The sequence below is a fragment of the Pontibacter sp. HSC-14F20 genome (genome assembly GCF_019599265.1).
Taxonomy (GTDB): Bacteria; Bacteroidota; Bacteroidia; order Cytophagales; family Hymenobacteraceae; genus Pontibacter.
Map to the genome: position 1 here is coordinate 50,408 of NZ_JAHZTC010000013.1, position 24,766 is coordinate 75,173.

The 24,766-nt window shown below is 50.4% G+C and carries 20 protein-coding genes; 10 read left to right on the forward strand and 10 right to left on the reverse strand.

Annotated features, from left to right (window positions below; translation table 11 throughout):
- Positions 1 to 4: 4 nt before the first annotated feature.
- The 3 genes from K3G39_RS13460 to K3G39_RS13470 all read left to right on the forward strand — a co-directional run bounded on the left by K3G39_RS13460 (position 5) and on the right by K3G39_RS13470 (position 2,167).
- Positions 5 to 937 (forward strand): phosphate/phosphite/phosphonate ABC transporter substrate-binding protein, encoded by a 933-nt coding sequence (locus K3G39_RS13460; RefSeq protein WP_220626688.1) that lies wholly within the window; start codon positions 5 to 7, stop codon positions 935 to 937.
- A gap of 403 nt (positions 938 to 1,340) precedes the next feature.
- Positions 1,341 to 1,661 (forward strand): helix-turn-helix transcriptional regulator, encoded by a 321-nt coding sequence (locus tag K3G39_RS13465; RefSeq protein WP_220626689.1) that lies wholly within the window; start codon positions 1,341 to 1,343, stop codon positions 1,659 to 1,661.
- Entirely contained in the window at positions 1,658 to 2,167 is a 510-nt protein-coding gene (locus tag K3G39_RS13470; protein WP_220626690.1) for an SRPBCC domain-containing protein, read from the forward strand. Before K3G39_RS13465 ends, K3G39_RS13470 begins: the two co-directional genes overlap by 4 nt.
- Positions 2,168 to 2,267: 100 nt before the next feature.
- On the opposite strand, the gene K3G39_RS13475 is transcribed toward K3G39_RS13470, so the two are convergent.
- The 3 genes from K3G39_RS13475 to K3G39_RS13485 all read right to left on the reverse strand — a co-directional run bounded on the left by K3G39_RS13475 (position 2,268) and on the right by K3G39_RS13485 (position 4,282).
- The gene (locus K3G39_RS13475; RefSeq protein WP_255594324.1) at positions 2,268 to 3,104 is read right to left on the reverse strand and encodes a tRNA pseudouridine(38-40) synthase TruA; all 837 of its coding nucleotides are present in this window, start codon (positions 3,102 to 3,104) and stop codon (positions 2,268 to 2,270) included.
- 225 nt (positions 3,105 to 3,329) lie between these two features.
- Positions 3,330 to 4,001: a hypothetical protein gene (locus K3G39_RS13480; protein WP_220626691.1), complete on the reverse strand. Its 672-nt coding sequence runs from the start codon at positions 3,999 to 4,001 to the stop codon at positions 3,330 to 3,332.
- Positions 4,002 to 4,057: 56 nt separating this feature from the next.
- Positions 4,058 to 4,282, reverse strand: coding sequence for a hypothetical protein (locus tag K3G39_RS13485; RefSeq protein ID WP_220626692.1), 225 nt, complete (start codon positions 4,280 to 4,282; stop codon positions 4,058 to 4,060).
- 610 nt (positions 4,283 to 4,892) lie between these two features.
- On the opposite strand from K3G39_RS13485, the gene K3G39_RS13490 reads away from it, so the two are divergent.
- The 3 genes from K3G39_RS13490 to hrpB all read left to right on the forward strand — a co-directional run bounded on the left by K3G39_RS13490 (position 4,893) and on the right by hrpB (position 12,157).
- Positions 4,893 to 8,003, forward strand: coding sequence for a PAS domain-containing protein (locus tag K3G39_RS13490; RefSeq protein WP_220626693.1), 3,111 nt, complete (start codon positions 4,893 to 4,895; stop codon positions 8,001 to 8,003).
- A 224-nt stretch (positions 8,004 to 8,227) separates the two neighbouring features.
- Complete coding sequence (locus tag K3G39_RS13495; protein ID WP_220626694.1) at positions 8,228 to 9,439, forward strand: serine hydrolase; 1,212 nt, start codon at positions 8,228 to 8,230, stop codon at positions 9,437 to 9,439.
- A 258-nt stretch (positions 9,440 to 9,697) separates the two neighbouring features.
- Complete coding sequence (gene hrpB, locus K3G39_RS13500; RefSeq protein ID WP_220626695.1) at positions 9,698 to 12,157, forward strand: ATP-dependent helicase HrpB; 2,460 nt, start codon at positions 9,698 to 9,700, stop codon at positions 12,155 to 12,157.
- A 144-nt stretch (positions 12,158 to 12,301) separates the two neighbouring features.
- On the opposite strand, the gene K3G39_RS13505 is transcribed toward hrpB, so the two are convergent.
- On the reverse strand, positions 12,302 to 13,777 hold the full coding sequence (locus K3G39_RS13505) for a sodium:alanine symporter family protein (RefSeq protein ID WP_220626696.1): 1,476 nt from the start codon (positions 13,775 to 13,777) through the stop codon (positions 12,302 to 12,304).
- Between the two features lie 317 nt (positions 13,778 to 14,094).
- Positions 14,095 to 15,228 (reverse strand): MFS transporter, encoded by a 1,134-nt coding sequence (locus K3G39_RS13510; RefSeq protein WP_220626697.1) that lies wholly within the window; start codon positions 15,226 to 15,228, stop codon positions 14,095 to 14,097.
- A 343-nt stretch (positions 15,229 to 15,571) separates the two neighbouring features.
- Between K3G39_RS13510 and K3G39_RS13515 the strand changes: the two genes are divergently transcribed.
- Positions 15,572 to 15,862 (forward strand): isoamylase early set domain-containing protein, encoded by a 291-nt coding sequence (locus K3G39_RS13515; protein ID WP_220626698.1) that lies wholly within the window; start codon positions 15,572 to 15,574, stop codon positions 15,860 to 15,862.
- 26 nt (positions 15,863 to 15,888) lie between these two features.
- On the opposite strand, the gene K3G39_RS13520 is transcribed toward K3G39_RS13515, so the two are convergent.
- From K3G39_RS13520 to K3G39_RS13540, 5 genes are all read right to left on the reverse strand, one after another.
- Positions 15,889 to 16,311: a hypothetical protein gene (locus tag K3G39_RS13520; RefSeq protein WP_220626699.1), complete on the reverse strand. Its 423-nt coding sequence runs from the start codon at positions 16,309 to 16,311 to the stop codon at positions 15,889 to 15,891.
- 78 nt (positions 16,312 to 16,389) lie between these two features.
- On the reverse strand, positions 16,390 to 18,207 hold the full coding sequence (locus K3G39_RS13525) for a long-chain fatty acid--CoA ligase (RefSeq protein WP_370627264.1): 1,818 nt from the start codon (positions 18,205 to 18,207) through the stop codon (positions 16,390 to 16,392).
- Positions 18,208 to 18,288: 81 nt separating this feature from the next.
- Positions 18,289 to 19,410 carry an MBL fold metallo-hydrolase gene (locus K3G39_RS13530; RefSeq protein WP_220626700.1) on the reverse strand — a complete coding sequence of 374 codons (1,122 nt, stop codon included), beginning with the start codon at positions 19,408 to 19,410 and terminating at the stop codon, positions 18,289 to 18,291.
- Positions 19,411 to 19,528: 118 nt separating this feature from the next.
- On the reverse strand, positions 19,529 to 20,002 hold the full coding sequence (locus K3G39_RS13535; RefSeq protein ID WP_220626701.1) for a small multi-drug export protein: 474 nt from the start codon (positions 20,000 to 20,002) through the stop codon (positions 19,529 to 19,531).
- A gap of 499 nt (positions 20,003 to 20,501) precedes the next feature.
- Positions 20,502 to 21,611, reverse strand: coding sequence for an SDR family oxidoreductase (locus K3G39_RS13540; RefSeq protein WP_220626702.1), 1,110 nt, complete (start codon positions 21,609 to 21,611; stop codon positions 20,502 to 20,504).
- A gap of 105 nt (positions 21,612 to 21,716) precedes the next feature.
- On the opposite strand from K3G39_RS13540, the gene K3G39_RS13545 reads away from it, so the two are divergent.
- The 3 genes from K3G39_RS13545 (at position 21,717) to K3G39_RS13555 (ending at position 24,664) form a co-directional block, all read left to right on the forward strand.
- Entirely contained in the window at positions 21,717 to 21,971 is a 255-nt protein-coding gene (locus K3G39_RS13545; protein ID WP_255594325.1) for a hypothetical protein, read from the forward strand.
- Between the two features lie 56 nt (positions 21,972 to 22,027).
- Positions 22,028 to 22,582: a serine acetyltransferase gene (locus tag K3G39_RS13550; protein WP_220626703.1), complete on the forward strand. Its 555-nt coding sequence runs from the start codon at positions 22,028 to 22,030 to the stop codon at positions 22,580 to 22,582.
- A gap of 132 nt (positions 22,583 to 22,714) precedes the next feature.
- The gene (locus K3G39_RS13555; protein WP_220626704.1) at positions 22,715 to 24,664 is read left to right on the forward strand and encodes a PAS domain-containing sensor histidine kinase; all 1,950 of its coding nucleotides are present in this window, start codon (positions 22,715 to 22,717) and stop codon (positions 24,662 to 24,664) included.
- Positions 24,665 to 24,766: the final 102 nt, after the last annotated feature.

A 24,766-nucleotide genomic window follows, 5' to 3' on the forward strand; every position in this document is an offset into this window, starting at 1 on the left:
TGAAATGAATAAATACCTTTCCCTGATCTGCCTGTTATACCTGCTGACTGCATCGGCCGTAGGCGCATTCCCTTTTCATCCGAAGCAAAAGAAACAGTTAGTCGTGGCGACCTATACCTATGGCGACAACGACCGCTTAGGCAACATTCAGCCCATCGCCCGGGATATGGCCAAAGCCCTGGGGGCAACGCTATACCTCAAAAGCTATCCCACGGTAGGCGAGCTGGTAGCTGGCATACGAAACGGAGAGGCCGACGTAGCAGTCATGAATACCTTTGGTTACCTGTTACTGCAAACAGACCCTGAACCAGCTATTGTGTCCCTTGCGGCTTTAGAGGTTCCGGCAGATGCCCCCCATACCTATACCTCCTGTCTGATCGCCAGTAAAAATTCCGGCATCCGTTCTGTGGAAGACCTGCGGAATAACCCAAAAGCATATTCGCTGGTATTCGCCGGCAGGCACTCGACTTCAGGCAATCTGATTCCGAGGCTATACCTGGGCTCGCTGGGCATTATGGACCCGGAGAAGCAGTTGAAGGAGGTGGATTTCCTGAACAGCCATGCCCTGGCGCTGCAGGAGGTAATAGACGGCACTTCTGATGTGGCCGCGCTTGGCACCGGCGAATACGAAAAACTACTGGCGAGCGGGAAACTGAAAGAAGGGGATGTCACGCTGCTGTGGCAGTCGGAGAATATTCCGCAGGGGCCGGTGGTGTGCAAAGCCACTATGCCTGCCTGCCAGCAGAAAAAGCTGTTGAAGGTGCTGCTGCAGGCCCACGACAAAAATCCGGAAGCCATCTTGCAGCTAAAACGTGCCTGGACCGAAGCCCATGAAGCCAGAACTTTTGTGCCGGTGCAGGAGGCATACTACCAAAGTGTGATCGGCCTTTCAGGCAGCAGAGCCAACTTCAGAAAATTGCTGGAACAGCATCTGTAAATTTCTTATACGTACTCACAGTTGTTATTTCATGGAGTTTAGCCCGGTAGCTGGCTTCGTGTACTGAAAGGGGTTCTGACACAAAGACTGCATCACATTCACTCTTTAAAAGGTAAGGTCGTTTCATTTTGCTTTTTTGTCATCCTGAAAGGATCTTGGTGAAGACGGGTCTTACACCGTCAGTAGCATCTGCTTAACCTCCCGGGGGTAGGGGCCTTCTATTTCAACCAGGTTTCTTTACAGGGTGACAATAGGGTTTTAGCGTGCTTTCTTAGTATGAAACGACTTTGACTTAACAGGCCCTTTTTCAGCAGGTTAGATAAAAAAATATCTGAAAAAAATAACGCAACCGATTAGTTGCACGTATATTAGCAAACAAACGGTTGCATATTTAGACTGACACATGAGAAGAGACGTTTTCCAGGCGATAGCAGACCCCACCCGAAGAGCCATTATTGGTTTAATTGCCCTGCAGGCTATGACGCCAAATGCTATTGCTGAACATTTTGACACCAGCAGACAAGCTGTTTCAAAGCACTTGCAGATTCTGACAGAGTGCCAGCTTGTGAAACAGGAGCAGCAGGGGCGCGAGATTTACTATCAGTTGGAAGTTGCAAAAATGAAAGAAATCGACAAATGGCTGGAACAGTTCCGGAAGATCTGGGAAGACCGTTTCAGCGAACTTGACAACGTATTATCAAACCTAAAAACCAATAAGCCATGAAACACGACCTGAAATTTGAGTTTAATGTGAACAAAGAAAACAAAACGATCACTGTTAAAAGAGAGTTTGCCGCAGCGCTCCCGCTTGTGTGGGATGCGTACACAAAAAGCGAGATTTTGGACCAATGGTGGGCGCCTAAACCATGGAAATCCCGCACCAAAACGATGGATTTCAGAGAAGGCGGCCACTGGCACTATGCCATGGTCGGACCGGAAGGGGAAGAGCATTGGGCCTTGGCCAATTACAAGACCATTGATCCTAAAAAGCGCTTTGCCGCACTCGATGGTTTTGCCGATGCAGAAGGAGTGGTAAACACAGAAATGCCGCAATCGAAGTGGGAGGTAAGCTTTACACCCAAAGATGAGGTGACTTTGGTAGAAAACCAAATCACTTTCGATGACCTGGCACAACTCGAAACCACGATCCAGATGGGCTTTAAAGAAGGCCTGACAGCAGCAATGGAAGGGCTTGATGCCTTACTGGCTGCCCAGAAACAGGAGGCCTAAGGTCTGTAGGCGGCAGAAAAAAAATCATTTTTAAGAACATACCTAAAAGCGGGGCTGGTGCATCACCTGAAAACTCCGTTTTTTTAGTTTAATGCTCATCTCAGGGTGCCTGCCAGCCGGCATCTGTGGCAGGAGAGAAGGCAGGACGGGGCGCGATGTCCAGGAAAGGGTAGGTCACTTTGGACAGGTATAGCCCCTGCGGATAGGCTGGTGAAAGGTGCTTGGGTGCTTTCTCAAGCGCCAGGTAACTTTCGAACTCGGGCATGCTGAGTGCGTTGGTTCCGATCTGCAGTAGCTTGCCCACAATAATGCGGATCATGCGGCTTAGAAACCTGTTTGCCGATATCTGAAAACGCAGCCTGTCACCCTGCTGGTCCATCAACCAGCAGGCTGCTGTTACATGGCAGATGGTGCTGTCATGCTCTGCCGGCGTCAGGCACAGGTTTCGGTAATCGGTGTAAAGGGGGAGCAGGGCAGTAGCCGCTTGCATGGCATCCAGGTTCAGGTTCCGGACCGGGTACAGGGCGCTTACATCGTGCAGAAACGGATCTTTGTAGGTATGGATAAAGTAGTCGTAGCTTCTTTTGCTGGCATCGAAGCGGGCGTGGGGCAAGCCCTCTACCGGTAGGATATCGAACACGGCGATAGCGGGCGGTAACACTTTGTTCAGACGGAAAAGCATGTCAAACTCCCAGGGCTGCGCTACATCCAGGTGAAAAAAGAACTGGCTCGCATGTACCCCGGCATCCGTTCTGCCACAACCCACAATCGCTACGGGCTGCTTCAGAATCTTCTTCAGACATTCCTCTATCACCTGCTGCACGCCTACACCAGAGGGGTGTCGCTGCCAACCTTTATAGTGTGTACCGCTATAGCCGATATGAAAGAAGTAGCGCAAGGTTTTGGTTGGGTATAGGTGCTGAAAGTTTCCTTGCAAGATAGTGATAAAGAGGGTTTATTGGTCTCGTAGGTATAATGAATACTGATTAGGTAAGTCTTCTTCCCGCGGGTAAATGACTGCCCTTCTTATCACCGCGCAAAGGTTAAAATTAATTGCATGCCTTAGTGTGTATCACTAGTGGCTTATAACTCGTGCTGCAGGTTTGGCTTTATGGATAGAAAAGGCACGAACTACGAACTCGCGCCAGCGGGGAGTAGGCTTCTAGAATAATCTCAGTTGGTTTCCTCCTGGATCATTTATTGAGATATTACTAAATTTAATCGATGGTCTTTTTTGCGCATGTCCATTTATATCAATTCTCTCTACAAATCCCCTAATTAGGCAGTTATTGAAGAGGGCTTGTCTGTAATTTTTAATATAACCTTCATTTGGATAGCAAGTAATAATGTGTCCATTATATAAAAAACCAAGGTTATTGGCTTTTTCATTACCCCTGGTGATGTATCCATATAATTCTACAAAGTCATTATGTTTTAATTCTGGAAATAGGTCTTCTTCAGAATTTTCTTCTTGCAAGAAAATTAATTTATTTTTTAAGTTAACTCTAGCCTCAACTTTTTTATTATCCGTGTTATTTTCAGCGTAGCCAACAACAAGCACCCTTTCATTGTCGATAACTTTAGCTAAATTATTGAAAAATGAATCAGGACAATTTGCGAATTGCTCTAAGTATTCAACAGGAATCCATAATAATTTGCCATCTGGGTTTCTTACTCCTACAAGTTTGTTATGATCTGAAAAGACTACATTATCAAAACGCTTCTTTTTTAATGTACCAAGATGGGTTGCCAATTTTATAACCCAAGTCATGGCCTTAAATGCATTTTTGAATATATTCTTAAATCCAACATCCTTAAAATTGTTTTTAGCCATTTTGTTAAGAGCAGGCCCAACATATTGTTTAGCTGCCCAACGTAATCCTGCATTAATTATAAGTTTGTCAAAATTTTCCTGAAAGATGGCTTCCCAGCTTCCTTTGCGAACTCTAACAGGGTTTCGTATTCTATTTTCTGTAACTCTGGATTTTCATGATTAATGAAGTATCTTAGAGCTACTTCAATACCAATTAATGCCTCACCTGCTTTTCTTGCATCTAGATAGCCATCCTCAACTGATTCCCCTTCATACTTTACATAAGCAAAAATTGAATCCATATAGTTTAAGTTTCTTATATATTCTTTAAAATATACAAAAATCTATTAACTTAATCTTAAAACAATACATTAAGGCTATGAAAAAAGTGTAGTATTAATCTATAGATCAGCTCTCATCAAAGACTAAGCAGTCCCGGTACTAATCTCCCAAGACTGCTTTGTTTTAAAAGTAAAGTGATTCTTTAGATTTGCTGCAACTGCTATACCTTAGCGCTTCCTGTTTTTGTTGAAAGTGTTCCACTTCATTTCATTGATGTCTGAGGTCGTGTTGCCCAAAGGGTAGCCAATGCTAAAGGGTGCACTGCCCGGCCAGGTATGGCCCCGTTCTCGACCCTAACAAGCGAAACCATAATGCCTTTGTCGCTTAATCCTGAACCGTGACGGAGGTACTGTCCTTTTTATTCGCATCCAGCACCTTTCTGTTTTCTTTCCGGCCGGCCAGTCCGTTGTGGGTCAGCTAATAGGTATAGGTGGCTGGGGCCGAGGTATAGGCATTTCCGGGTAGTTTGTCTGTTATAAAATTTTCTGGCTTAACACTGACATTGCAGCGCAGCGGAATTAATCTTGCTGCGTAATTGTGTATCTTACAACATCATTTATTACACACTGCATGCAGCAAGCTATTTTTGCCGGAGGGCATGTTCCGGCAACAGACTTTCAGGTAGTTTTTAACACCTTATCAGGCAATTTTTTGTTGCTGCAACCCAATCCACCCCTGTTTACCATACTGGCCGTGAGCGACGAACAGCTGCAACTGACAGGGCAGAACAGGGAAGAATTAGTTGGGAAGAATGTCTTTGAGGCATACCCTGAGAACCCGGAAGATGCCTCCTCAACGGGTCCCTCCAACTTAAGCGTTTCGCTTGCGAAAGTACTGGAAGACAAAGTGAGCGATCAGATGCCGGTGCTGCGTTATGATCTGGTAAACGCTGCAGGCATATTTGAAGAGCGGTATTGGAAAACAAGTAATAAGCCGGTGCTGGATGCGAAGGGCAACGTGCTGTATATTTTGCATGCTCCATCTGAGATCACGGAGCAGGTGATGGCAGAAAGAAAGGCTACTGCCATGCGGGAGATTGAAAAAAAGTACAGTCTGTTTATGCAGGCTCCAGTAGCAGTCTGCATTGTAACCGGGCCTGAGAATATGGTAGAGCTCGCCAACGAGGAAATACTCACCATACTGGGAAGAACATCCGATATCATTGGCAAGCCATTATTTGAATCCATTCCGGAAATCACATCGCAAGGTCTCCCGGAATTGCTGGACCAGGTACGTAATACAGGCGTGCCTTTTTATGCGACAGAGTTTCCTGTCAAACTAATTAAGAATGGGGAGGAAGTTCTCTGCTACTACAATTTTGTATACCAGCCATACTATGCCAACGCAGGCGATACGGCAGCTGCCGGAGTGTTTAGTGTGGCGCATGACGTCACGGAGCAGGTGCTGGCCCGCAGAAAGGTAGAGGAGAGCGAACAGCAGCTACGATCCTTTATAGAAAGCTCGCACCACCCCATAGGTGTATACATGGGCAGTGAGATGCGGATACAGTTTGCCAACCAGGCGCTCAAAAACGGTCTGGGCAAAGGCAATGACATTGTGGGCAAGCTCTACAAAGAGGTGTTGCCAGAGTTGGAGAACCAGCAGGTGTTCGACCAGCTTGAAACAGTTTATACAACAGGCGTACCTTTCCAAGCCAAAAATCACAAACTGAACTTGGAGGTGGGCGGAGTGCTGCGGACGCATTTTTTTGATCTTAGCTTTACGCCCCTGTTTAACGCAGCCGGCGAGGTATACGGTGTCATCAACACAGGGGCGGATGTGACAGAACTCAACCAAGCCCACGAAAGAGCGGCAGAAAGCGAATCCCGTTATCGCACCCTGATCGAGGAAGCACCGATTGCCACCGCACTTTATCTGGACAAGGATATAAAAATACAGTATGCCAACAAAATCATGCTGGATTATTGGGGAAAAGACAGCGCTGTAGTTGGGAAAACACTTCGCCAGGCATTGCCGGAGTTAGAGGGCCAGCCGTTCTCCGACTTATTGGAGACCGTTTTCAGGACCGGGCAAACCTATGTTGGTGCTAAAGAAAGAGCGGAACTGGAAATAGATGGCCGCTTACAGACTGCTTACTTCAACTATACCTATAAACCGCTTTTTAACAAAGAAGGCGAAGTTTACGGTATCCACCACACAGCCGTGGATGTCACAGAAGAGGTACTGGTCCAAAAGCGATTAGCGGAAAGCGAGTCACGTTTCCGGAATATGATCAAGCAGTCACCCGTCGCCATCGCTTTAACATGGGGCTGCGACATGGTGTTTGAGAACGTAAACGCGCCCATGCTGCATATTATGGGCAGAGAGTCGGCAGACGAAGTGAACGGGAAGAAATTAGTGGAGGCGCTGCCAGAGGTGAAGGACCAGTCGGTGCTGGAAATTGTACGTGAAGTGCTGCAAACAGGAAAGACCAGAACCGGGAACGAAGTGTTGGTCCATTTGTTGAAAAACGGGAAAGTGGAACCGCACTATTTGAATCTGTCTTACACACCGCTGATGGAAGAAGGCGAAGTGACCGGCGTAATACATGTAGCGCTTGATGTAACAGAACAGGTACAGGCCAGAAAAAAAATTGAACAAAGCGCCCGGGACCTGCAGAATCTGGCCAACGCCATGCCGCAGCTCGTCTGGATCGCCGAACCAAAAGGGACAGTGACCTACTACAACGACAGAGTATCTGAGTTTTCGGGGGCCAGGCAACTGCCGAACGGTGTATGGCACTGGGAGAGCATTCTTATTGGAGAGGATGAGCAGTCAACGGTAGAGGCCTGGAAGAAGGCTGTGCAGACGGGTATGCCTTATGAGATTGAGCACAGGTTGCGGGTGCGGGACGGCAGTTATCGCTGGCACCTGAGCCGCGCACTTCCTCAACGCGACAGTGAGGGCAAAGTGACAGCATGGTTCGGAACGGCCACCGATGTGCACGAGCGGAAGGAACAACAGGAGGCATTGGAAGTAAACAACAGACACCTGATCAGCATCAACAACGACCTGGATAATTTTATTTATACCGCCTCCCACGATCTGAAGGCTCCCATCCTCAATATCGAAGGTCTGCTGGCGCTCCTACCTGAAGGGTACACCGCCATAGGCGATCAGAACAGTGACACACAGTTGATTCTGGACATGATGAAGGGCTCTGTGGAGCGCTTCAAGAAAACCATCGACAGCCTGACGGAGGTGGCCAAGCTTCAGCAGCAGAACGAAATCAATGTCGAGTTAGTGGATGTGGCGGAGGTGATCAAAGAAGTGACCCTGGACCTGGCGCCCCAGATAAAATCCACCCAGGCTGTGCTGGAAACGAATGTAGCGCCGCACACGGCTATCCACATCTCCGGCAAGAACATGCGGAGCGTGGTATACAACCTGCTCTCCAATGCCATCAAGTACCGCGCTGCTGATCGAATCCCCCGGGTTCAGATCAGTTGCCATACAGAAGACCAGTTCCATGTGCTGACTTTTGCCGATAACGGGCTCGGCATGACTCCCGGTCAGCGAAAAGGCCTTTTTACTATGTTCAAACGTTTTCACGACCATGTGGAAGGCACTGGCATCGGGCTTTATATGGTCAAGAAGATAGTGGAAAATACAGACGGAAGGATAGAAGTGGAGAGCAAACAAAACGTTGGGACCACCTTTCGGGTTTACTTACCAGCTTAAGCTGATCTGAGGGAAAAGCGGCTTAGGGCAGTAGTGTACTAATTATACCTGCCGTCGGAGAGCAGCTTTAGGCGCAGAAAATCCTGATCCTATATGCCCCTTCCGGGTCAGGTGAAAGCTAAACCCCAGATGTCACGTAAATGACAGGAGGGTGTCACAGGATGTCCTGATTTACTACCCTAGCTTTGGCTCTATACTTCATCACGCCTAAAATGGAAAGCGGCATGTTAAAATCAATCCTGCTCTTACTACCGACCTTACTTATTGGCAGCACTGCGCTGTTTGGGCAGGCCAGAAAAATTCAGCAGCTGGATGGCAGCTACATTTCGGCCCGGGAAATAGATAAGGTGGCGGAGCGATTGATGGACACAGCAAATGTGACAGGATTGGCGATCTCGATTCTGAATGAAGGCCAAAGCGTATACCAGAAGGCTTTTGGGTTCAGCAACTACGACACAAAAGACACCCTCAGCAGCAACACCATTTTTTACGGCGCTTCGCTGAGCAAAGCTGTTTTCGCTGTGCTGGTGATGCAGTTGGTAGAAGAAGGCGTGATCGAGCTCGATACCCCGCTCCAGCATTACCTCCCAAAGCCGCTTCCGGACTATACCTTTACCAAAAGCTGGCGTGGCTACCACGACCTGAAAGGCGACACCAGGTATAAGGCCATCACGGCTCGCATGTGCCTGGCGCATACCACTGGTTTTCCGAACTGGCGTTTTTTAACAGAGAAGGGCTACGACGCGAAGGGGAAGCTGTATTTTCAGTTTGAACCCGGAACCCGCTACAGTTACTCCGGAGAAGGAATGAGCCTGCTTCAGTTTGTGCTGGAGCAACTTAGCGGGCAGGGCCTGGAAGAAATGGCGCAGGAACGCATTTTTAAACCGCTTGGCATGAGCGGGACCAGTTACATTTATGTGTGGCAGCCGGGGCAGGAAAAGCAATACGCCTACGCGCATGACAACAAACAGCACGTACTCCCCAAAGACGAGGTAGATGATGCCGGTGCAGCAGGCAGTATGGGCACTACACAGGCAGATTACACGAAATTTCTAGCTGCTATCCTGAACCAGAAATTGCTGAAAAAAGAGTCTATGCGGGAGCTCTTTACACAACAGGTAGCGATCAGGAGCAAGCGCCAGTTCGGACCTCTGGCACAAATTGAAACAGACGAAAACAGGAACATCGACTTAGGCTACGGCTTGGGATGGAGCGTGCTGAAATCACCTCATGGTGTGGGCGCTTTCAAAGAAGGACATTCAGAAGGCTACCAGCACTATTCCATTATTTTCCCGGAAACAGGCACCGGAATTCTGATCCTGACAAACAGCGATAACGGGGAGCGCATCATTAAGGAATTACTCGAAAAAACGATTGGCGATACCTTCACGCCCTGGCAATGGGAAAATTACATCCCCTATGATTTTAAAAAGTAAAGGGAGCGAAGCGCAGTGCCCATCCTGGTGCCTTTAGCTAAATGAGTATTGGAAGCCCTCCCGTGTACACCTCCAAAATGGAAAATTAGCTTCTTTCTCGTAATTTTAAGCTTTTATAGCCTCGATGAAAAGCCGTCTATACCTCATGCTGGAGGAATTGGCAGGTATAAACTCCTTTCCTCATAAGGGAATGGCCGGTCAAAAATTCCGTAAGTATAGAAAATAAGTACTCCTAAACCCATTAACATTTAAATTCTCTTGCCTTTCGACCCATTTACCATAGACTTACCCGTTCGGGAAATCATACCTGCCGTAAGAGAGCATCTGTCGGCGCAGAACACTTTGATTGTAAATGCCCCTCCGGGAGCCGGTAAAAGCACCTTGCTGCCGCTGGCGATACTAGACGAGCCCTGGCTGAAAGATCAGAAGATCATCATGCTGGAGCCCCGGCGCCTGGCGGCCAAAACCATTGCCGAGCGCCTGGCGCAGCTGCTGGGCGAGGAGGTAGGCCAGACCGTCGGTTATCGCATCCGCTTCGAGACGCGCATTTCCGACAAGACCCGCATCGAGGTCGTGACCGAAGGCATCCTCACCCGCATGATCCACAGCGACCGCTCCCTCACAGGTATAGGCATCGTGATCTTCGATGAATTTCATGAGCGTAGCATTCATGCCGATGTGGCCATGGCGCTGAGCCGCGAGGCGCAGCAGGCACTTCGTCCGGATTTGCGCATTATGGTGATGTCGGCCACGCTGGACATGCCACAGCTCACGAGTCTGCTCAAGGCCCCGGTGGCGCAAAGCATGGGGCGGCAATACCCCATCGAAACCTTTTACACCGGTGACGCCGACGACCGCATGCTACCTGAGATGACGGCCAAAGTAGTGGTGCAGGCGGCAAAGGAGCAGGATGGGGATATCCTCGTGTTCCTGCCCGGCGAAAACGACATCCGCAAAGTAGAAGAACTCCTGCGCAGGCAGCTGCGCGAATTCAGAATTCACCCGCTGTTCGGGATGCTGCCTTTCGGTAAACAGTACGCCGCCATTATGCCTGACCGCGAAGGCAGGCGCAAAGTAGTGCTGGCGACCAGCATCGCCGAGACCAGTTTGACGATAGAAGGCATTTCGGTAGTGGTGGATACGGGCTTTGGCAAAACCTCCCGCTTCGATCCGAAGTCCGGCTTGTCCCGCCTCGAAACGGTGCGCATCTCCAAAGACGCCGCCGACCAGCGTGCCGGTCGTGCCGGTCGTTTGGGGCCCGGCACCGCCTACCGCATGTGGAGCAAAACCACGCAGGAGCGCATGGCCCCGCACCGAACTCCCGAGATCATGGAAGCCGATTTGTCGAACCTAGTGCTCGACATGGCGCAGTGGGGCATCACGGATATCCGGGGCCTGACCTGGCTGAACCCGCCGCCGCGTGCCGCCCTGCAATATGCCACCGAGATGTTGCACCAGCTGCAGGCGCTGGAGCATGGCCGCATTACAGAGCACGGCAAGCGTATGCACACGCTGCCCTGTCACCCACGCATTGCGCATATGCTGCTCAAAGCTGAGGAAACAGAACAGGTGCCACTGGCCTCCGACATAGCCGCTGTGCTGGAAGAACGCGACCCGCTGGACCGAAACGCCGGCATCGACATTAATTTAAGAGTGGAAGCCCTCCGTAGGTATAGAAAAGAACAGGGACAGGGGAAGCGTTTTGCCAAGATCGAGAAGATCGCCCGTTCGTACCGCTCTTTGTTCGTGGTTGAGCCGGACAACGGCAGCTTCGACGACTATGAAACCGGTGTGCTGCTGGCGCATTGCTACCCCGAGCGCATTGCCTACGCCCGCCCCGGCAACAACGCGCAGTTTCAACTGGCCAGCGGCCAATACGCCGCCGCCGGCCACCGCGATGACCTGGCTCACGAGTCCTGGCTGGCCGTAGCGCACATGCATGCCGGCTCCGGTGATAACCCGGGCCGTATTTTCCTGGCCTCGCCGCTCAATCCCCGCGACCTGTCTCCGCTGTTGAAGCAGCAGGAAAGTTACCACTGGGACCTAAACGACGGCGAGCTTACCGCTTCACTAGACACCCGCATTGGAAGCATCGTGCTGCAAAGCAAACCGCTGCCACCACCCAACGAGAAGCACCGTGTACCGGCCATTTCCGAGGCCATCAAAGTAGAAGGCGAGCACCTGCTGGACTTCAACCACGAGTTAACGCAATGGCAAAACCGTGTGCTGAGTTTAAGAAAATGGCGCCCCTCCGAGTTCTGGCCTGATGTGAGTACCAGTACCTTGCTGCTAACGAACTGGGATTGGCTGAAGCCTTACCTCTTCGACATCGAGCACCCGGATGAATTGATGGAGCTGGAACTGCTACCAATCCTGGAAAAGCAGTTCCTGAACGAAGAGCAGCTGGCAAGGTTGGAGGTATTGGCTCCTGCAAAATTAATTTTGCCGGATGGTTCAGGTATAGAGCTATCGTATAAAGCGGATGGTTCTCAGCCAAAGCTGGAGATCCAGCTGCAGGACGTGCTGGGCTGGGAGGAGAGCCCGATGGTAGACGAAGGCGAAATGACCGTAGAACTGGCTTTGCTTACCCCGGAGCTAAAGCCGATCACCACCGTGTCGGACCTGGCGAGCTTCTGGAAAGGGAATTACCGGGTGATCAAACGGCAGCTGGAAGTGGTGTTTCCGGAAGTGAATTGGGAGAGGGGTAGTGGCCAATAAAAAAATCGAAAGTGCCTGCTAACGATTACACCCCTATAATCCTCTCAAGGAGATAATCTCTGAGCACGAAACGGCATTACTATAACAAGAAAAGAGACGCTGCACCAGCGTCTCTTTTCTTGTTTATAACCCTTAACTGCGCAGCTAAACTGCTTTCAGTTCTTTTTGATCTGGTGCTTCCTGCTCGTCAACACCTATGGCTTTGTTCCAGTCTCCGGCGTTCTTTATACCTAGTTTCTCCGGGTCAAATGTCGGGTCGAGGCCGGCTTTGCGCTGCGCCAGGTAGTCCTGCAGGGTGCGTAAGGCGGGCTTGCGTAGCAGGAAAATGGCCACTATGTTCAGCCACGCCATAATGCCCACCCCAATATCACCCAGTGTCCAGGCCGATTCTGCCGTCTTCACCGAGCCGTAGAAGGTGGCGGCAAGTATCAGCAGGCGAAGCGCCCAAAGCATCCATTTTCTGTTTTTGGTGTTCAGGTAGCTCAGATTGGTTTCAGCAATGTAGTAGTACGCCATGATAGTGGTAAAGGCGAAGAAGAACAGCGAAATAGCGACAAAGCCGCTACCCAGGGCAGGGAAGTGCGTGCTAACAGCTAGCTGCGTATACTCTGGCCCGTAGGGTATACCCGGCAGGTTCTCCACCAGGAAGCCCCCTTCCGGGTTTGCCACATTATACTGCCCTGTAAACAGGATCATGAAGGCTGTAGCTGAACAAACGAAAAGCGTATCGACGTAAACAGAAAAGGCCTGTACCAAACCCTGCTTGGCAGGATGGCTTACTTCGGCGGCCGCAGCAGCATGCGGGGCAGTACCCTGTCCTGCTTCGTTTGAGTAGATGCCTCGCTTCACGCCCCACGCGATGGCCATGCCAAACACACCGGCAAAAGCAGGCTCCAGGTCAAATGCAGAACGGAAGATGAGGCCAAAGATGGCCGGAACCTCCGAAATGTTCATCAGAATGATGACCACCGCCATCAGGATATAAGCACCCGCCATAAACGGTACGACAATCTGTGCCACGTTACCAATGCGCTTAACACCACCAATAATGATAAGCGCAAGCAGCAGGGTAACGGCACCACCCGTATATGCCACCGGTATCTCAAAAGCATTGCTTATACCTGATGCGATGCTGTTACTCTGCACACCCGGCAGGAACAGGGCCATACTGATAATGGTAGCGACAGCAAAGAGCACGGCATACCACTTTACGCCAAGTCCTTTTTCGATGTAGTAGGCCGGGCCGCCTCTGTACTGGCCATCTTTTACCTGCTTGTAGATCTGGCCCAGCGTGGCCTCTATAAAGGCAGACGAACTGCCCAGGAAGGCGATCACCCACATCCAGAAGACGGCACCTGGTCCGCCCATCGCAATGGCCGTGGCAACACCGGCAATGTTACCCGTGCCTACTCGCCCGGCAATGGCTACTGTAAAAGCCTGAAAAGAACTGATGCCTTTGTTCGAGGATTCCCCCTTAAAGAGCAGGCGCAGCATTTCGCCGATATAGCGGATCTGCAGAAATTTGGTAGCGAAGGAGAAGTATACACCTGCCCCTAGGCAAAGTACGATAAGTGCATTGCTCCAGACGATGTCGTTCACCGAACTGATAATGTTTTCCATAAGTTGATGGCAGGATAAAAATATTGTAAAGTATAGGTTAGCAGCCTGTTATTGTAAAAACCAGCGTTTTTCAGAATTTTAAATTAAGAAGAAAATTTAATAAGTCACGGCTTTATTCCGGGTTATTCTAAGTGGCGCAGGCAGGTTTGAAAAAGAATTGCTGCGTATAAGTGTGTAATAAATTGCTCATGTTGAGTTGCATAGCCATTGAAAAAGGGCACCTCAGCCTTAGCCGAGATTCCCTTCTGGTAATAAAAAAATACGGATTAACAGACCATACAACGGGTATAGATAACAGATATCCCTAAAACACTCACTTACCGCTCCAACCGGAAGAACTTTCTGGAGATAGGGATCAGCATGATACCTGCGAAAGCGAAGAGCATGAATGATACCTTCAGATTGAAGGCGTGGGCCAGGTAGCCGATAAGCGGCGGCCCCATGAGCATCCCCACAATGCCGAATGTTACGATCATGGAGATGGCGATGCCAGGCGAGTACTTTTTGGAGGCGCCCGCAAGCGTGTACGTCATCGGTATAACCGAGGCGGTGCCGAAGCCTACCAGTGAGAAGCCAATCATGGCAGGCCAGAAACTTGGGAACAGAATGGCCAGTGCTATACCTGAGAAAATAAGGCTGGCACTGAGCACGTAGGTTCTTTCCATCCCGATCTTCTCGATGATACGATCTGAAACGAACCGCGAAAGCGCCATAAACGACATGAAAATGAGATAGCCTGCGGTAAAGACCTCTTCGCCCACCACCTGCTGGAAGTAAATGCCACTCCAGTCGAACATGCCACCTTCGCAAACGGCTGCAAAGAACACAAGCAGCCCCAGGTATAGGATGTACGGATCGGGCTTGCCAAGCGTGAGCTTATTGCCCGTCGTGGAGCGGTCGTTACGCAGCAGGTATGGGAAGGCGCCCAGCACAATCAGTGTGGTGATGATAGAGACCGCTACCAGGTGTGGCACAATGGATATGCCAAGCGAAACCAGCAGTGTGGTAACGCCCACGCCCACAATACCGCCTGTGCTCCAGAGACCGTGGAAGGCGCCGTTTATTTTGCGGTCGTAGAGTTTCTGCAGCGTAATGGCCTGGGTATTGATCGCGATGTTGAACACACGCATGCTCAGCGAAAACAGGAATAAGGCCACTACCAGGGCAAATGGTGTGGCGGCGATCCCGATCAGCAAGAGCGAAGCAGCATTTAGGACCATGGCCACAATCAGGGGAAACCGGCTGTCGAACCTGGTGACAAGCCAGCTCGATAAAGGCAAGCCGATCAGCGAGCTCACCGGCATGGTCAGCAGGATACTGCCCAGTTCGGCCTCATTCAGGTGAAGCTTGGAAACGATGGTGGGGATGCGGGATGCCCAGCTTGAAAAGTTGAAGCCGGAAAGAAGGAAAAAAAGACTAAGCGAAAGCCGGTTCGTGGTGATAGAATGCATTGCGTTAAAATAAAGTCGCAAGTTGCTAAAAAGTAAAGCCTTTAGATACGTTTATTCTTTCTTTTGAAAGGGTGCTATTTTAAAATTCAGTCATTTTTCATGCAGAACAGATTAATCAGCAAAGCTGAGGGTCTGATTAGCCTTGTCAATCTCAATGCTAATATGATCGGGGCTCTGTAAGGAGGAGCTGTACCTCCACAGGTGCTTGGGGGTAGCCTGACTGAAACCCAATATATTAACAAAACTTGTCAGGAAATAGTACATGTTATTGTGGGCAGGGAAATGCAATACCTTCCAACACTGATTCGCTTAAGTAACCTTACGTCATAGAAAACACGAAGAAATGATTCAGAAAACCTACATGAAGACGAAAGACCAGTGCAAGGTCAAGTTCTCAGTCAGCACAGAAAATGCAGATAAGGTGGAAATACTGGGCCTCAACAACGATTGGAACACCCCGATCAAAATGAGCAAGAAAAAGAAGGGCGTATTTGAATGTGTGCAAACACTGCCCAAGAACAGCCAGCACGAGTTTAAGTACCTGGTAGACGGTGCGGATTGGCGCAACGACCCGGATGCTGACGGTGAGGCACCCAATGAATACGGCGGCACTAATACCTTATTAGTCCTGTAAGTAGTTTCTTACAGTTACAACTTGTATTAATTGCTTATACCTGAAATGTAGGAGGCGATTTCTTCCTCTTTGTCCTGCATGTGCTCGTAGGCGAACTTCTGGATCACATCACAGGCGACTTTATCCAGCACACCGAATATCCGTGCTTCACTGATCACTTCCTCGTTCCAGTCAGAGGCAATGACCATGATGGACTGCCCATTGTAGGGCGTAAGGTCGAGCAGGTCGGCGGTGAGGTTAGGCGAGGGCCACTTGCCCGCTGCAAGGCTGTAGGTGCCCGGTTCCCAGCGGGGAGGACTGTGCTTCATATCCGGCACCGGATTAAAATAGCCATTCTCCACAGCCCCGATAAACAAAACATTCGATTTGTTCAGCGTAGTTGGTACAAGCGTCTGTGGGTCGGGCAATACGGTACCGGTTTCTTCCAGCGTTTCTTCTTCGTTAATCATACCTGTACATACTGTTCCGTAAAGCAGTTGGTTTTCCGGTTTGCTCCGGTAACTGGCATTGTTTGGCCGGGAGCCGGGCTATACGTACAGCGAGTTTACAAGATCTTTATACCTTTCCAGGATTACCCGGCGCTTGAGCTTGAGGGTAGGGGTAAGTTCCCCGTTTTCGATGGACCACTCGCCAGGTATAAGCGCGAACTTCTTGACCTGTTCCACCGGGTTAAACTCCCGGTTATAGTGGTTCACTGCCTGCTTGATCAGCGTCCATACCTCTTTGTCTTCCAGCACCTCCCGGTTACCCGGGTAGGATTTGCCCTGTGTGTCGTACCACTCCCGCAGCTTGTTGAAAGCCGGCACAATGAGCGCTCCCACAAACTTCTGCGTTTCGCCCACCACCATGATTTGTTCAATCCAGTTGCTTTCCACCATCTTGTTCTCAATCGGCTGCGGGGCTACATACTTGCCGCCGCTGGTCTTGAAGAGTTCTTTCTTGCGGTCGGTTATTTTCAGGAATTTGCCGTCGATCATGGTGCCGATGTCGCCGGTATGGAGCCAGCCGTCCTGGTCAATTACTTCAGCAGTCAGGTCCGGACGTTTGTAATAGCCCATCATCACGTTCGGGCCTTTGCAGAGTATTTCCCCGTCTGCGGCAATTTTCACTTCCACGCTTTTGAGCAGCGGACCCACGGTGCCGAACATACGGTTCTCCTCCGGATAGCGGTTGCCACTGATGATCGGAGAGGCCTCGGTCAGGCCGTAGCCTTCCTGTATCACAATGCCGGCAGCCGTGAAAATGCGGAGCAGGCGCACCTGGCAGGCAGCGGCCCCCGTGATGATCGATTTCACTTCGCCACCCAGCGCCTGTCGCCACTTGCTGAACACCAGGCGGTCGGCAATGGCCAGTTGCAGCCGGTAAGTGAGCGGCAGTGGTTTGTTGATTTCAAAGCGCTCGGCCAGTTCCAGTGCCCAGAAAAAGAGCTTCTTTTTGTTACCAGTGAGTTCAGATCCTTTAGCCACAATGCCTTCGTATACCTTCTCGAGCAGGCGCGGCACGGTGGTGAACATAGTCGGCTTGACTTCGCGCAGGTTGGCGGCAATGGTTTCCATCCCTTCGGCATAGTAGATCGACACGCCGCAGTAGAAATAACAGTAGGTGGCCATGCGCTCGAAGGCGTGGTTGAGCGGCAGGAAGCTAATGGCTTTTTTGCGGAACACGCCCACTTCCTGGATGATGAGCGCACTGTCAAACATATTGTTCAGGAGGTTGTAGTGCGAGAGCATTACGCCCTTGGGTGTGCCGGTGGTGCCGGAGGTATAGAGAATGGTTGCCAGTTCGTGCTCATCCACGGCATCGCGCAGCAAGTCCAGTTGTTGCAAGGTATAGGCAGAAGGCTCCGCTAAAAGCTCTTTCCAGGAAGGAGCATCCTTCACTGACTTGAAGGTATAGACAGTTTCCAGCGCAGCAAGCGCGTCCTGCATTCCCAGAATCTTTCGATAAAGCACCTCATTGCCGACAAAGGCCAGTTTCACGGCGGCATCCTGCAGAATAAACTCCAGCTCGTTGTCGCTGATGGTCGGGTAGATGGGCACCGAAATAGCACCGATCTGCTGAATGGCCATGTCCACCAGTATCCACTCGGGGCAGTTAGGGCTGATGATCGCGATTTTGTCTCTGCCCTCGGGGCTGCCATCGCCTTTGGTAAGGCCCAGGCCGAGCAGGGCAGCGCTGATGCGGTTCACCTTGTCCTGCACATCGCGCGTGCTATACCTGAGCCACTCGCCGTCTTCCTTGGCGGCCAGCATATCTTCCAGCGGAAAGTTTTTCAGTTGCCAGTCAATGCAATCAAACAGGCGTTTGGGCTTTGCTGCCTGTGTTGTGTTTGCGTTATTTTTCACGAATTCCTGCCTTCAAATTTATACCTATACTCCATTACTGTGCCGGGCCTTGCTGTGTTTCCGAAAGGGCTATACCTGTCCCTATTCCCACCACTTTGACTGTGGTATCTGTCGCTTCAGGATGATGGGTTCGCCGATGCGGGGCGTGGTCATGGGCACGTTCAGTTCCTTTGCTTTTTTTGTTACGCGCTCAATCGGGTCGGTCCAGCTGTGCATGGCCAGGGCAAAGCCACCCCAGTGGATCGGCATCATCAATTTTCCTTTCAGGTCGAGGTTAGCCTGCACCGTCTCCTCCGGCATCATGTGTATGCCGGACCAGAGTTCGTTATACTGTCCGCATTCCAATAACGTGATGTCGAAGGGACCATAGCGTTCGCCGATTTCCCTGAAACCTTCAAAATAACCCGTGTCGCCGCTGAAGAAGATCCTGTCGTTTTTGCCCTGTATCACCCAGGAGGTCCAGAGGGTTTTCATGCGGTCGGAGATACCGCGGCCGGAGAAGTGCCGTGCCGGTGTGGCCACAAATTTTATACCTGCCAGTTCAGCCTCGTCCCACCAGTCCAGTTCTGTGATCTTTTCGGCCGGAATGTCCCAGCGCTCCAGGTGTGCGCCTACGCCCAGGGCCACGTAAAAGTGTCCGGTCTTTGCTGCCAGCTTTTTGATGGAGCCATAATCGAGGTGGTCGTAGTGGTCGTGCGAGATGAGCACGGCATCAATAAAGGGGAGATCTTCTACGGTAATGGGTAGTTCGTCGGAAAAACGCTTCGGGCCCAGGAAGCTGAGTGGAGAAGCCCTGTCGCCCAGCATGGGGTCTACGAGCAGGCGCTTGCCCTCCAGTTCAATCAGAAAAGTGGAGTGCCCGAACCAGGTGAGCACCGTGGCGGTGTCCTGGATGTTTTCGAGTTTACCCGGATCCAGTTTCTCTATAGGTATAGGCCAGTCAGGCGCCTGGTTCTCTATTTTATCGAAGAGGCGCGAGTTGATCATCTTGATGTAGCCTTTAAAGCCAATCTCCATGCTGGTAGGCACCGGGTTGTGAAAGATACCGTCTTCGTAATTGGAAGAAGTCTGCATCAGCTGTAGCCGTTCGCCTTTGGCCTCAGCACCAAACTGCGGGGAGAGGTGCATAAAACTGCATCCGGCCACACTTAGCAGCAACAGGAGCGAAAGCAAAAAGTAGGACGTGATTCTTTTGAGCGTCATGGGCCAAAATTACACATTCTTTTGCTAGGCGGGGAAGGCGGGCAAACAAAAAGCCCTGTTTGCTTTCGGCCGGACCGGCATGGCAAACAGGGCTTGTGCGTATAGACGCAAAGTTGCGTTAATTAGAAGAAAGCTGCGTAACGCCCATGTGACCAAAGTGCGTTGCCAGGGCCATAAAGATCGAGGAAATCAGCACACCGATGCTGATCGCCAGGAAAGCCCGTTTGCGCTCAATCTTGAAAATGCTGGCAGCAATTGTGCCCATGTAGGCACCCGTACCTGGCAGCGGGATCATCACAAACACCATCAGGCCCCAGAAGCCATGCTTCTGCAAATCCTTACCTGCCATTTTTTTGGCCCTTTTTGATAAGAACACCACTCCTCTTTTGTACATCCTGAATGGCCAGAACCGTTGACTGAAGGTATCGATCAGCCACATGAAAAGTGGGAAAACCAGCGTATTGGCGATAGTACCAACCAGGAAGGCCAGTATAAAATGCACATTATTCAAAATGGCGTACGGTATGCCTGCCCGCGCTTCTCCAAAAGGGGAGATACTCAAAAGAAAGGTATAAAGAAGCGTTTCGAACATATTGAGATTATAAATAAGCGATGCTATTGGTCAAAAGTCTGCAAATATAACGGCAAAATCTGTGGTTATACATCAGTGCAGGTTGCTATACCTGAAAATAGTTTAACTACCTCCGTTTCAAGGGGATCCATTAACCAGACACAGTACCTCTAACAGCGTGTCTTACAATATAATTCAACGTAATTTAGTAGTTTTTTGATATAGTGATTTGCAAATTATAAATATAATATCAGACGTATCTGTAGGGTTTAAGATCTGGAATGTAGTTTTTATGGGATCTAAAGCCATGTTTTAGCACAAGGTATAGCATGCTTGAAAGCAGGGTGAATAAGTCTTAATATTTGTTTTAATTGTATTATACTAATTTTGTGAAATAATTTAAATGCATCGGTTTCTTTTGTAAAACAAAAACAGGTGCAAAAGTTCTGGCCTTCGCACCTGTTTTGAAGTTATTTATAGTGAAGATCCGCACAAAAAGGTACGAATCTGTAACTGCGTTTTAGATAGGTCGCTGTGGAGGACGCGGGGTAACGTGTACTTCTTCGACAATCTCTACAACCTCCACCATCTCAGGTCTGGTATTCGCCTGTTTATAGCTGTTCTTACTGTTTGTGCGCTTTTTGCCCATCAATGCCAGAGCGGCGGCACCAGCGGCGGCCACAACTGCGCCTGCTACCATCGGATTCGTGACAGCGCGGGTATAGAGGCTGGTTGGCATCGTGTCTTTGATGCGACCATGTATACGACCGCCCTCACCTGGCTGATGCAAAGCGCCCTCGCGGTGCTGCGCCGGCTCATCGAGCAACTGCTGATCGGTCATCAATTTTTCACCGGAGAGGTCCATCAGGCCCGGTGCCAGTTTGTTGGTCAGGCTCATGAGCTTGCCTCCGCCGCCCACCATAATGTCGCGTTTCTGATGTGTCGCTGCGTATAAGATGGCATTGGCTACTTCTTCCGGTTCATATACTGGTGGTGGGAGGGTCAGTTTGTGGTTCGTGTAGTTTTTGGCATGGTCCGGGTAGGGTGTGTTGATAGCGGCCGGCTTGATCAGTGTAACCGAAATAGGAGCACCTTCCTCCTCCAGTTCGATGCGCAGGGCATCTGTAAAGCCCTTCACGGCATGTTTGGTGGCGCCGTACATACCTTGCATAGGTATGGCTACATCCGAGAGCACACTGCCGATGTTGATGATGGCACCGCCCCGGTTGCGCAGGTGCATGGCTGCCATTTGCGAACCATATACCAGTCCCCAGAAGTTGGTGTCGAAGAGGCGGCGGTTGTCTTCGTCGCTCACCTCGAGCAGGCGGCCGTAAATGGAAACACCCGCATCATTCACCCACGTATCGAAGCCTCCAAAATGGGAGAGGGCCGCATCTGCGATGCGCTGCACATCCTGCTGCCGGCCTACATCTGCCCGCACGGCAATGGCCTGGCCACCGTTGTCATTTATTTCCTGGGCAATTTCCTGCAGGGCCTGCTCATTGCGGGCTGCCAGCACCAGGCGAGCGCCTTTTTCGGCGGCGGCAAATGCTGTTGCCAGTCCGATACCACTCGATGCGCCGGTAATTACCATCACCTGGTCTTTTAATGGTTTAAGTTTGGTCGTCATAGTTGTACGTTGTTTTATCGGGAAATTGATTATACTTTAATAAGGTACGGTCGCAGGCGGCGCATGTTGGGTGTATAGTGTCCGGATGCAAAACATGGTCGCCTTTTGAAATTAAATGCCTGCCAGTTTGTTTCAGGTATAGCTTACACCAAAATAGCGCAAAAAATGACAGAAGAAGAGTTCGATGCCACATTTACCTATACCCTGGACATGCTGCTGGCCACCATGGCAGAGGAACCAGAGATTGACCCTGAAAAATTTTTCGGTATGGCCTGTGTACTGGAAAACCTGCGTTTTTTCAGCCCTGTGCTCTATGGAGCCCTCAAACAGAAACCCGGAGAGGATAAAAACCTGGGCTAAAAGTTGCAACGCCGGGCCGCAACATAGCGTATGCGGAATATAATTTACTCACGCCTATGTTTTTGTCTTATGTGTTCCAGGACTGGAAAGCCAACAAAGGAAACCTGAAAGGGCGCCTTGTGATGGTGCTTTTCCGACTGGGCCGCCCTGCTTCCATCAACACCTTTTTCCGTATCATCTGGTTGCCTTACCTGGCTTTCTACAAGATCTTTGTCGAATGGATTTTAGGTATAGAGCTGCCGCACTGGACTACCGTGGGGAAGAATTTTTTCCTGGGTCACGGACAGGCCCTGGTCGTCAACGGCTGCTCCGTGATCGGTGAAAACTGCTTTTTCCGCCATTCTACTACCTTGGGTAATATACGCCGCGAGGACGGCAGTTACACAGGTTCCCCCATCATCGGTAACAATGTGGAGTTAGGCTCTAACGTGTGCATCATCGGGGAGGTGCGTGTCGGCAACAATGTGCGTATTGGCGCGGGCTCGGTCGTAGTAAAGGACATTCCCGATAACTGCGTCGCCGTAGGAAATCCCGCCCGCGTCATCAGGCGACTGGACCAACCTGCCATGCCAACTGAGCGAAACACTGACCTGCAGCCGCAGGAGGTATAGCCCGTCCATTTTTAAAAGCCAGACCATTTTTAACCGATTTTTTCGCTTATATTAGCCCAATACCAGCAGTTTTTATACAGCAAAGGCTGGACACTACACACCTTACTCACCTTGCCTAAGCAGCTTTTTGGAATGGATATAAACTTAAAACCAGCTACTGCCACCGCAGCAGGTATAGACACCAACGGCGTGGAGCAGTACCGGATTCTTATTGACAGCATCACGGACTATGCTATTTTCCTGCTCAATACTGAAGGGTATATCATCACCTGGAACACCGGTGCGAAGCAGATCAAGGGCTACGATGCCGAGGAGATCATCGGGAAGCACTTTTCGATCTTTTACACGCAAAAGGATATTGATGATAACTACCCGGCACAGGAACTGACCAAAGCGATTGCCGAGGGTAAGTATGAAGAGGAGGGCTGGCGTGTCAAAAAAGATGGCTCTGCTTTCTGGGCCAATGTGGTCATCACGCCCGTGTATAACGATGCCGGGCAGCTGATCGCTTTCTCTAAAATAACCCGCGACCTGTCTGAACGCAAAAAAGCTGAAGATGACCTGTACCGGGCCTTCGAGGAGCTGAAAGAGAGCGAAGAGCGCTTTCGCCTGCTGATCGAGGGGGTTACCGATTATGCCATTTTTATGCTGGACCCGGATGGCAATGTAGCTACCTGGAACCACGGTGCCCACCGTATGAATGGCTATGAAGCGCACGAGATCATCGGGAAGTATTTTTCCAGGTTCTACAGCCAGGAGTTGATCGCACAAAGCTTCCCGGATTATGAACTCAGGCAGGCAAAAGAGCACGGCCGCTTCGAGGATAATGGCTGGCGCTACCGGAAAGACGGTTCGGCTTTCTGGGCCAATACGGTGATCACGGCTATATACAATTCCCAAAAGGAGCTGATCGGTTTTTCAAAGATCACCCGCGATCTTACGGAAAGACTGAAAATGGAACAACAGCTTTTCCAGATCAATGAAGAGCTGCGCGAAAGCGAAGAAAAAAGTCGGCTCATGATTGACAGCGTGAAGGATTATGCCATCCTGATGCTGAATCCGGAGGGAATCGTCATGAGCTGGAACGAAGGCGCCGAGCGCATCAAGGGCTACAAACCTAAAGAGATCATTGGCCGCCACTTCTCTACTTTTTACAATAGGGAATCTATCGCGAAGGGGTTCCCGCAATACGAACTCAGGAAGGCGCAGGAGATGGGTCGTTTTGAGGACGAAGGCTGGCGTATTCGCAAAGACGGCACCGCTTTCTGGGCCAACGTGGTGATTACGCCGATCTATAACAGCAAAAAACGCCTGCTGGGCTACTCCAAAGTGACCCGCGACCTGACCGAGCGGCGGCGCAACGAGGAGCTGATGCACAAAAACAGTGAGCTGATCAAGATCAACAATGAGCTTGACAATTTTGTGTACGCCGCCTCGCACGACCTGAAGGCACCCATCACTAACCTCGAAGGCCTGCTGCAGGCACTGAAAGAAGACCTGGGAAATGACATGGAGCAGCATGAAGTGCTGTTAAATTACATGGGGAGTGCGCTCGGCACGCTTAAAAATGTGATCGCCGATTTGTCAGATGTCACCAAACTGAAGCATGAGCAGGAATCGCCTGAGGACGTGCAGATCAAGGATATGCTGGAAGACATCAAGATCAGTCTGCAGCCTTATATAGAACACACCGGTGCCGTGGTGCAATGTAACAGCATGGAATTCGGAACGCTGCGCTATGCCCGCAAAAATCTTCGGAGCATTCTGTTCAATTTGGTATCCAATGCCATCAAATACTCGGATCCCAATCGCACACCAATTGTCAATATCAGCACGGTTATCACCAAAGAAGGTATACACGAGCTCTCCGTGCAGGACAACGGCTTAGGGCTTGCCCCGAGTCAGATCGGTAAGATTTTCTCACTTTTTAAGCGCGCCCACGACCATGTGGAGGGTTCAGGTATAGGGCTGTACCTGGTGAAGCGCATCCTCGACAATGCCGGCGACAGCATCGCTGTGAAGAGTGAAGAGGGAGTAGGCTCCAGGTTTATTGTGAGCTTCCGTCAAACAAAAATTTGCTAAATGGGGAGCCTGTCTATACCTGACACTCAGGTATAGACAGGCTCCGGAAAATTCCTTAGTAAGACAAGAAAACTTCCCCTATTTTTAGAGTAGAGGTATAGT

Bases quoted from the DNA above. Each gene is read 5' to 3' on its own strand.
- K3G39_RS13505 (WP_220626696.1), bottom strand. From the start codon at position 13,777: ATGGAAAACATTATCAGTTCGGTGAACGACATCGTCTGGAGCAATGCA.
- K3G39_RS13530 (WP_220626700.1), bottom strand. From the start codon at position 19,410: ATGACGCTCAAAAGAATCACGTCCTACTTTTTGCTTTCGCTCCTGTTG.
- K3G39_RS13520 (WP_220626699.1), bottom strand. From the start codon at position 16,311: ATGATTAACGAAGAAGAAACGCTGGAAGAAACCGGTACCGTATTGCCC.
- K3G39_RS13490 (WP_220626693.1), top strand. From the start codon at position 4,893: ATGCAGCAAGCTATTTTTGCCGGAGGGCATGTTCCGGCAACAGACTTT.
- K3G39_RS13535 (WP_220626701.1), bottom strand. From the start codon at position 20,002: ATGTTCGAAACGCTTCTTTATACCTTTCTTTTGAGTATCTCCCCTTTT.
- K3G39_RS13555 (WP_220626704.1), top strand. From the start codon at position 22,715: ATGGATATAAACTTAAAACCAGCTACTGCCACCGCAGCAGGTATAGAC.
- K3G39_RS13485 (WP_220626692.1), bottom strand. From the start codon at position 4,282: ATGGATTCAATTTTTGCTTATGTAAAGTATGAAGGGGAATCAGTTGAG.
- K3G39_RS13550 (WP_220626703.1), top strand. From the start codon at position 22,028: ATGTTTTTGTCTTATGTGTTCCAGGACTGGAAAGCCAACAAAGGAAAC.
- K3G39_RS13510 (WP_220626697.1), bottom strand. From the start codon at position 15,228: ATGCATTCTATCACCACGAACCGGCTTTCGCTTAGTCTTTTTTTCCTT.
- K3G39_RS13480 (WP_220626691.1), bottom strand. From the start codon at position 4,001: ATGGCTAAAAACAATTTTAAGGATGTTGGATTTAAGAATATATTCAAA.
- K3G39_RS13515 (WP_220626698.1), top strand. From the start codon at position 15,572: ATGATTCAGAAAACCTACATGAAGACGAAAGACCAGTGCAAGGTCAAG.
- K3G39_RS13460 (WP_220626688.1), top strand. From the start codon at position 5: ATGAATAAATACCTTTCCCTGATCTGCCTGTTATACCTGCTGACTGCA.
- K3G39_RS13495 (WP_220626694.1), top strand. From the start codon at position 8,228: ATGTTAAAATCAATCCTGCTCTTACTACCGACCTTACTTATTGGCAGC.
- K3G39_RS13465 (WP_220626689.1), top strand. From the start codon at position 1,341: ATGAGAAGAGACGTTTTCCAGGCGATAGCAGACCCCACCCGAAGAGCC.
- K3G39_RS13470 (WP_220626690.1), top strand. From the start codon at position 1,658: ATGAAACACGACCTGAAATTTGAGTTTAATGTGAACAAAGAAAACAAA.
- K3G39_RS13540 (WP_220626702.1), bottom strand. From the start codon at position 21,611: ATGACGACCAAACTTAAACCATTAAAAGACCAGGTGATGGTAATTACC.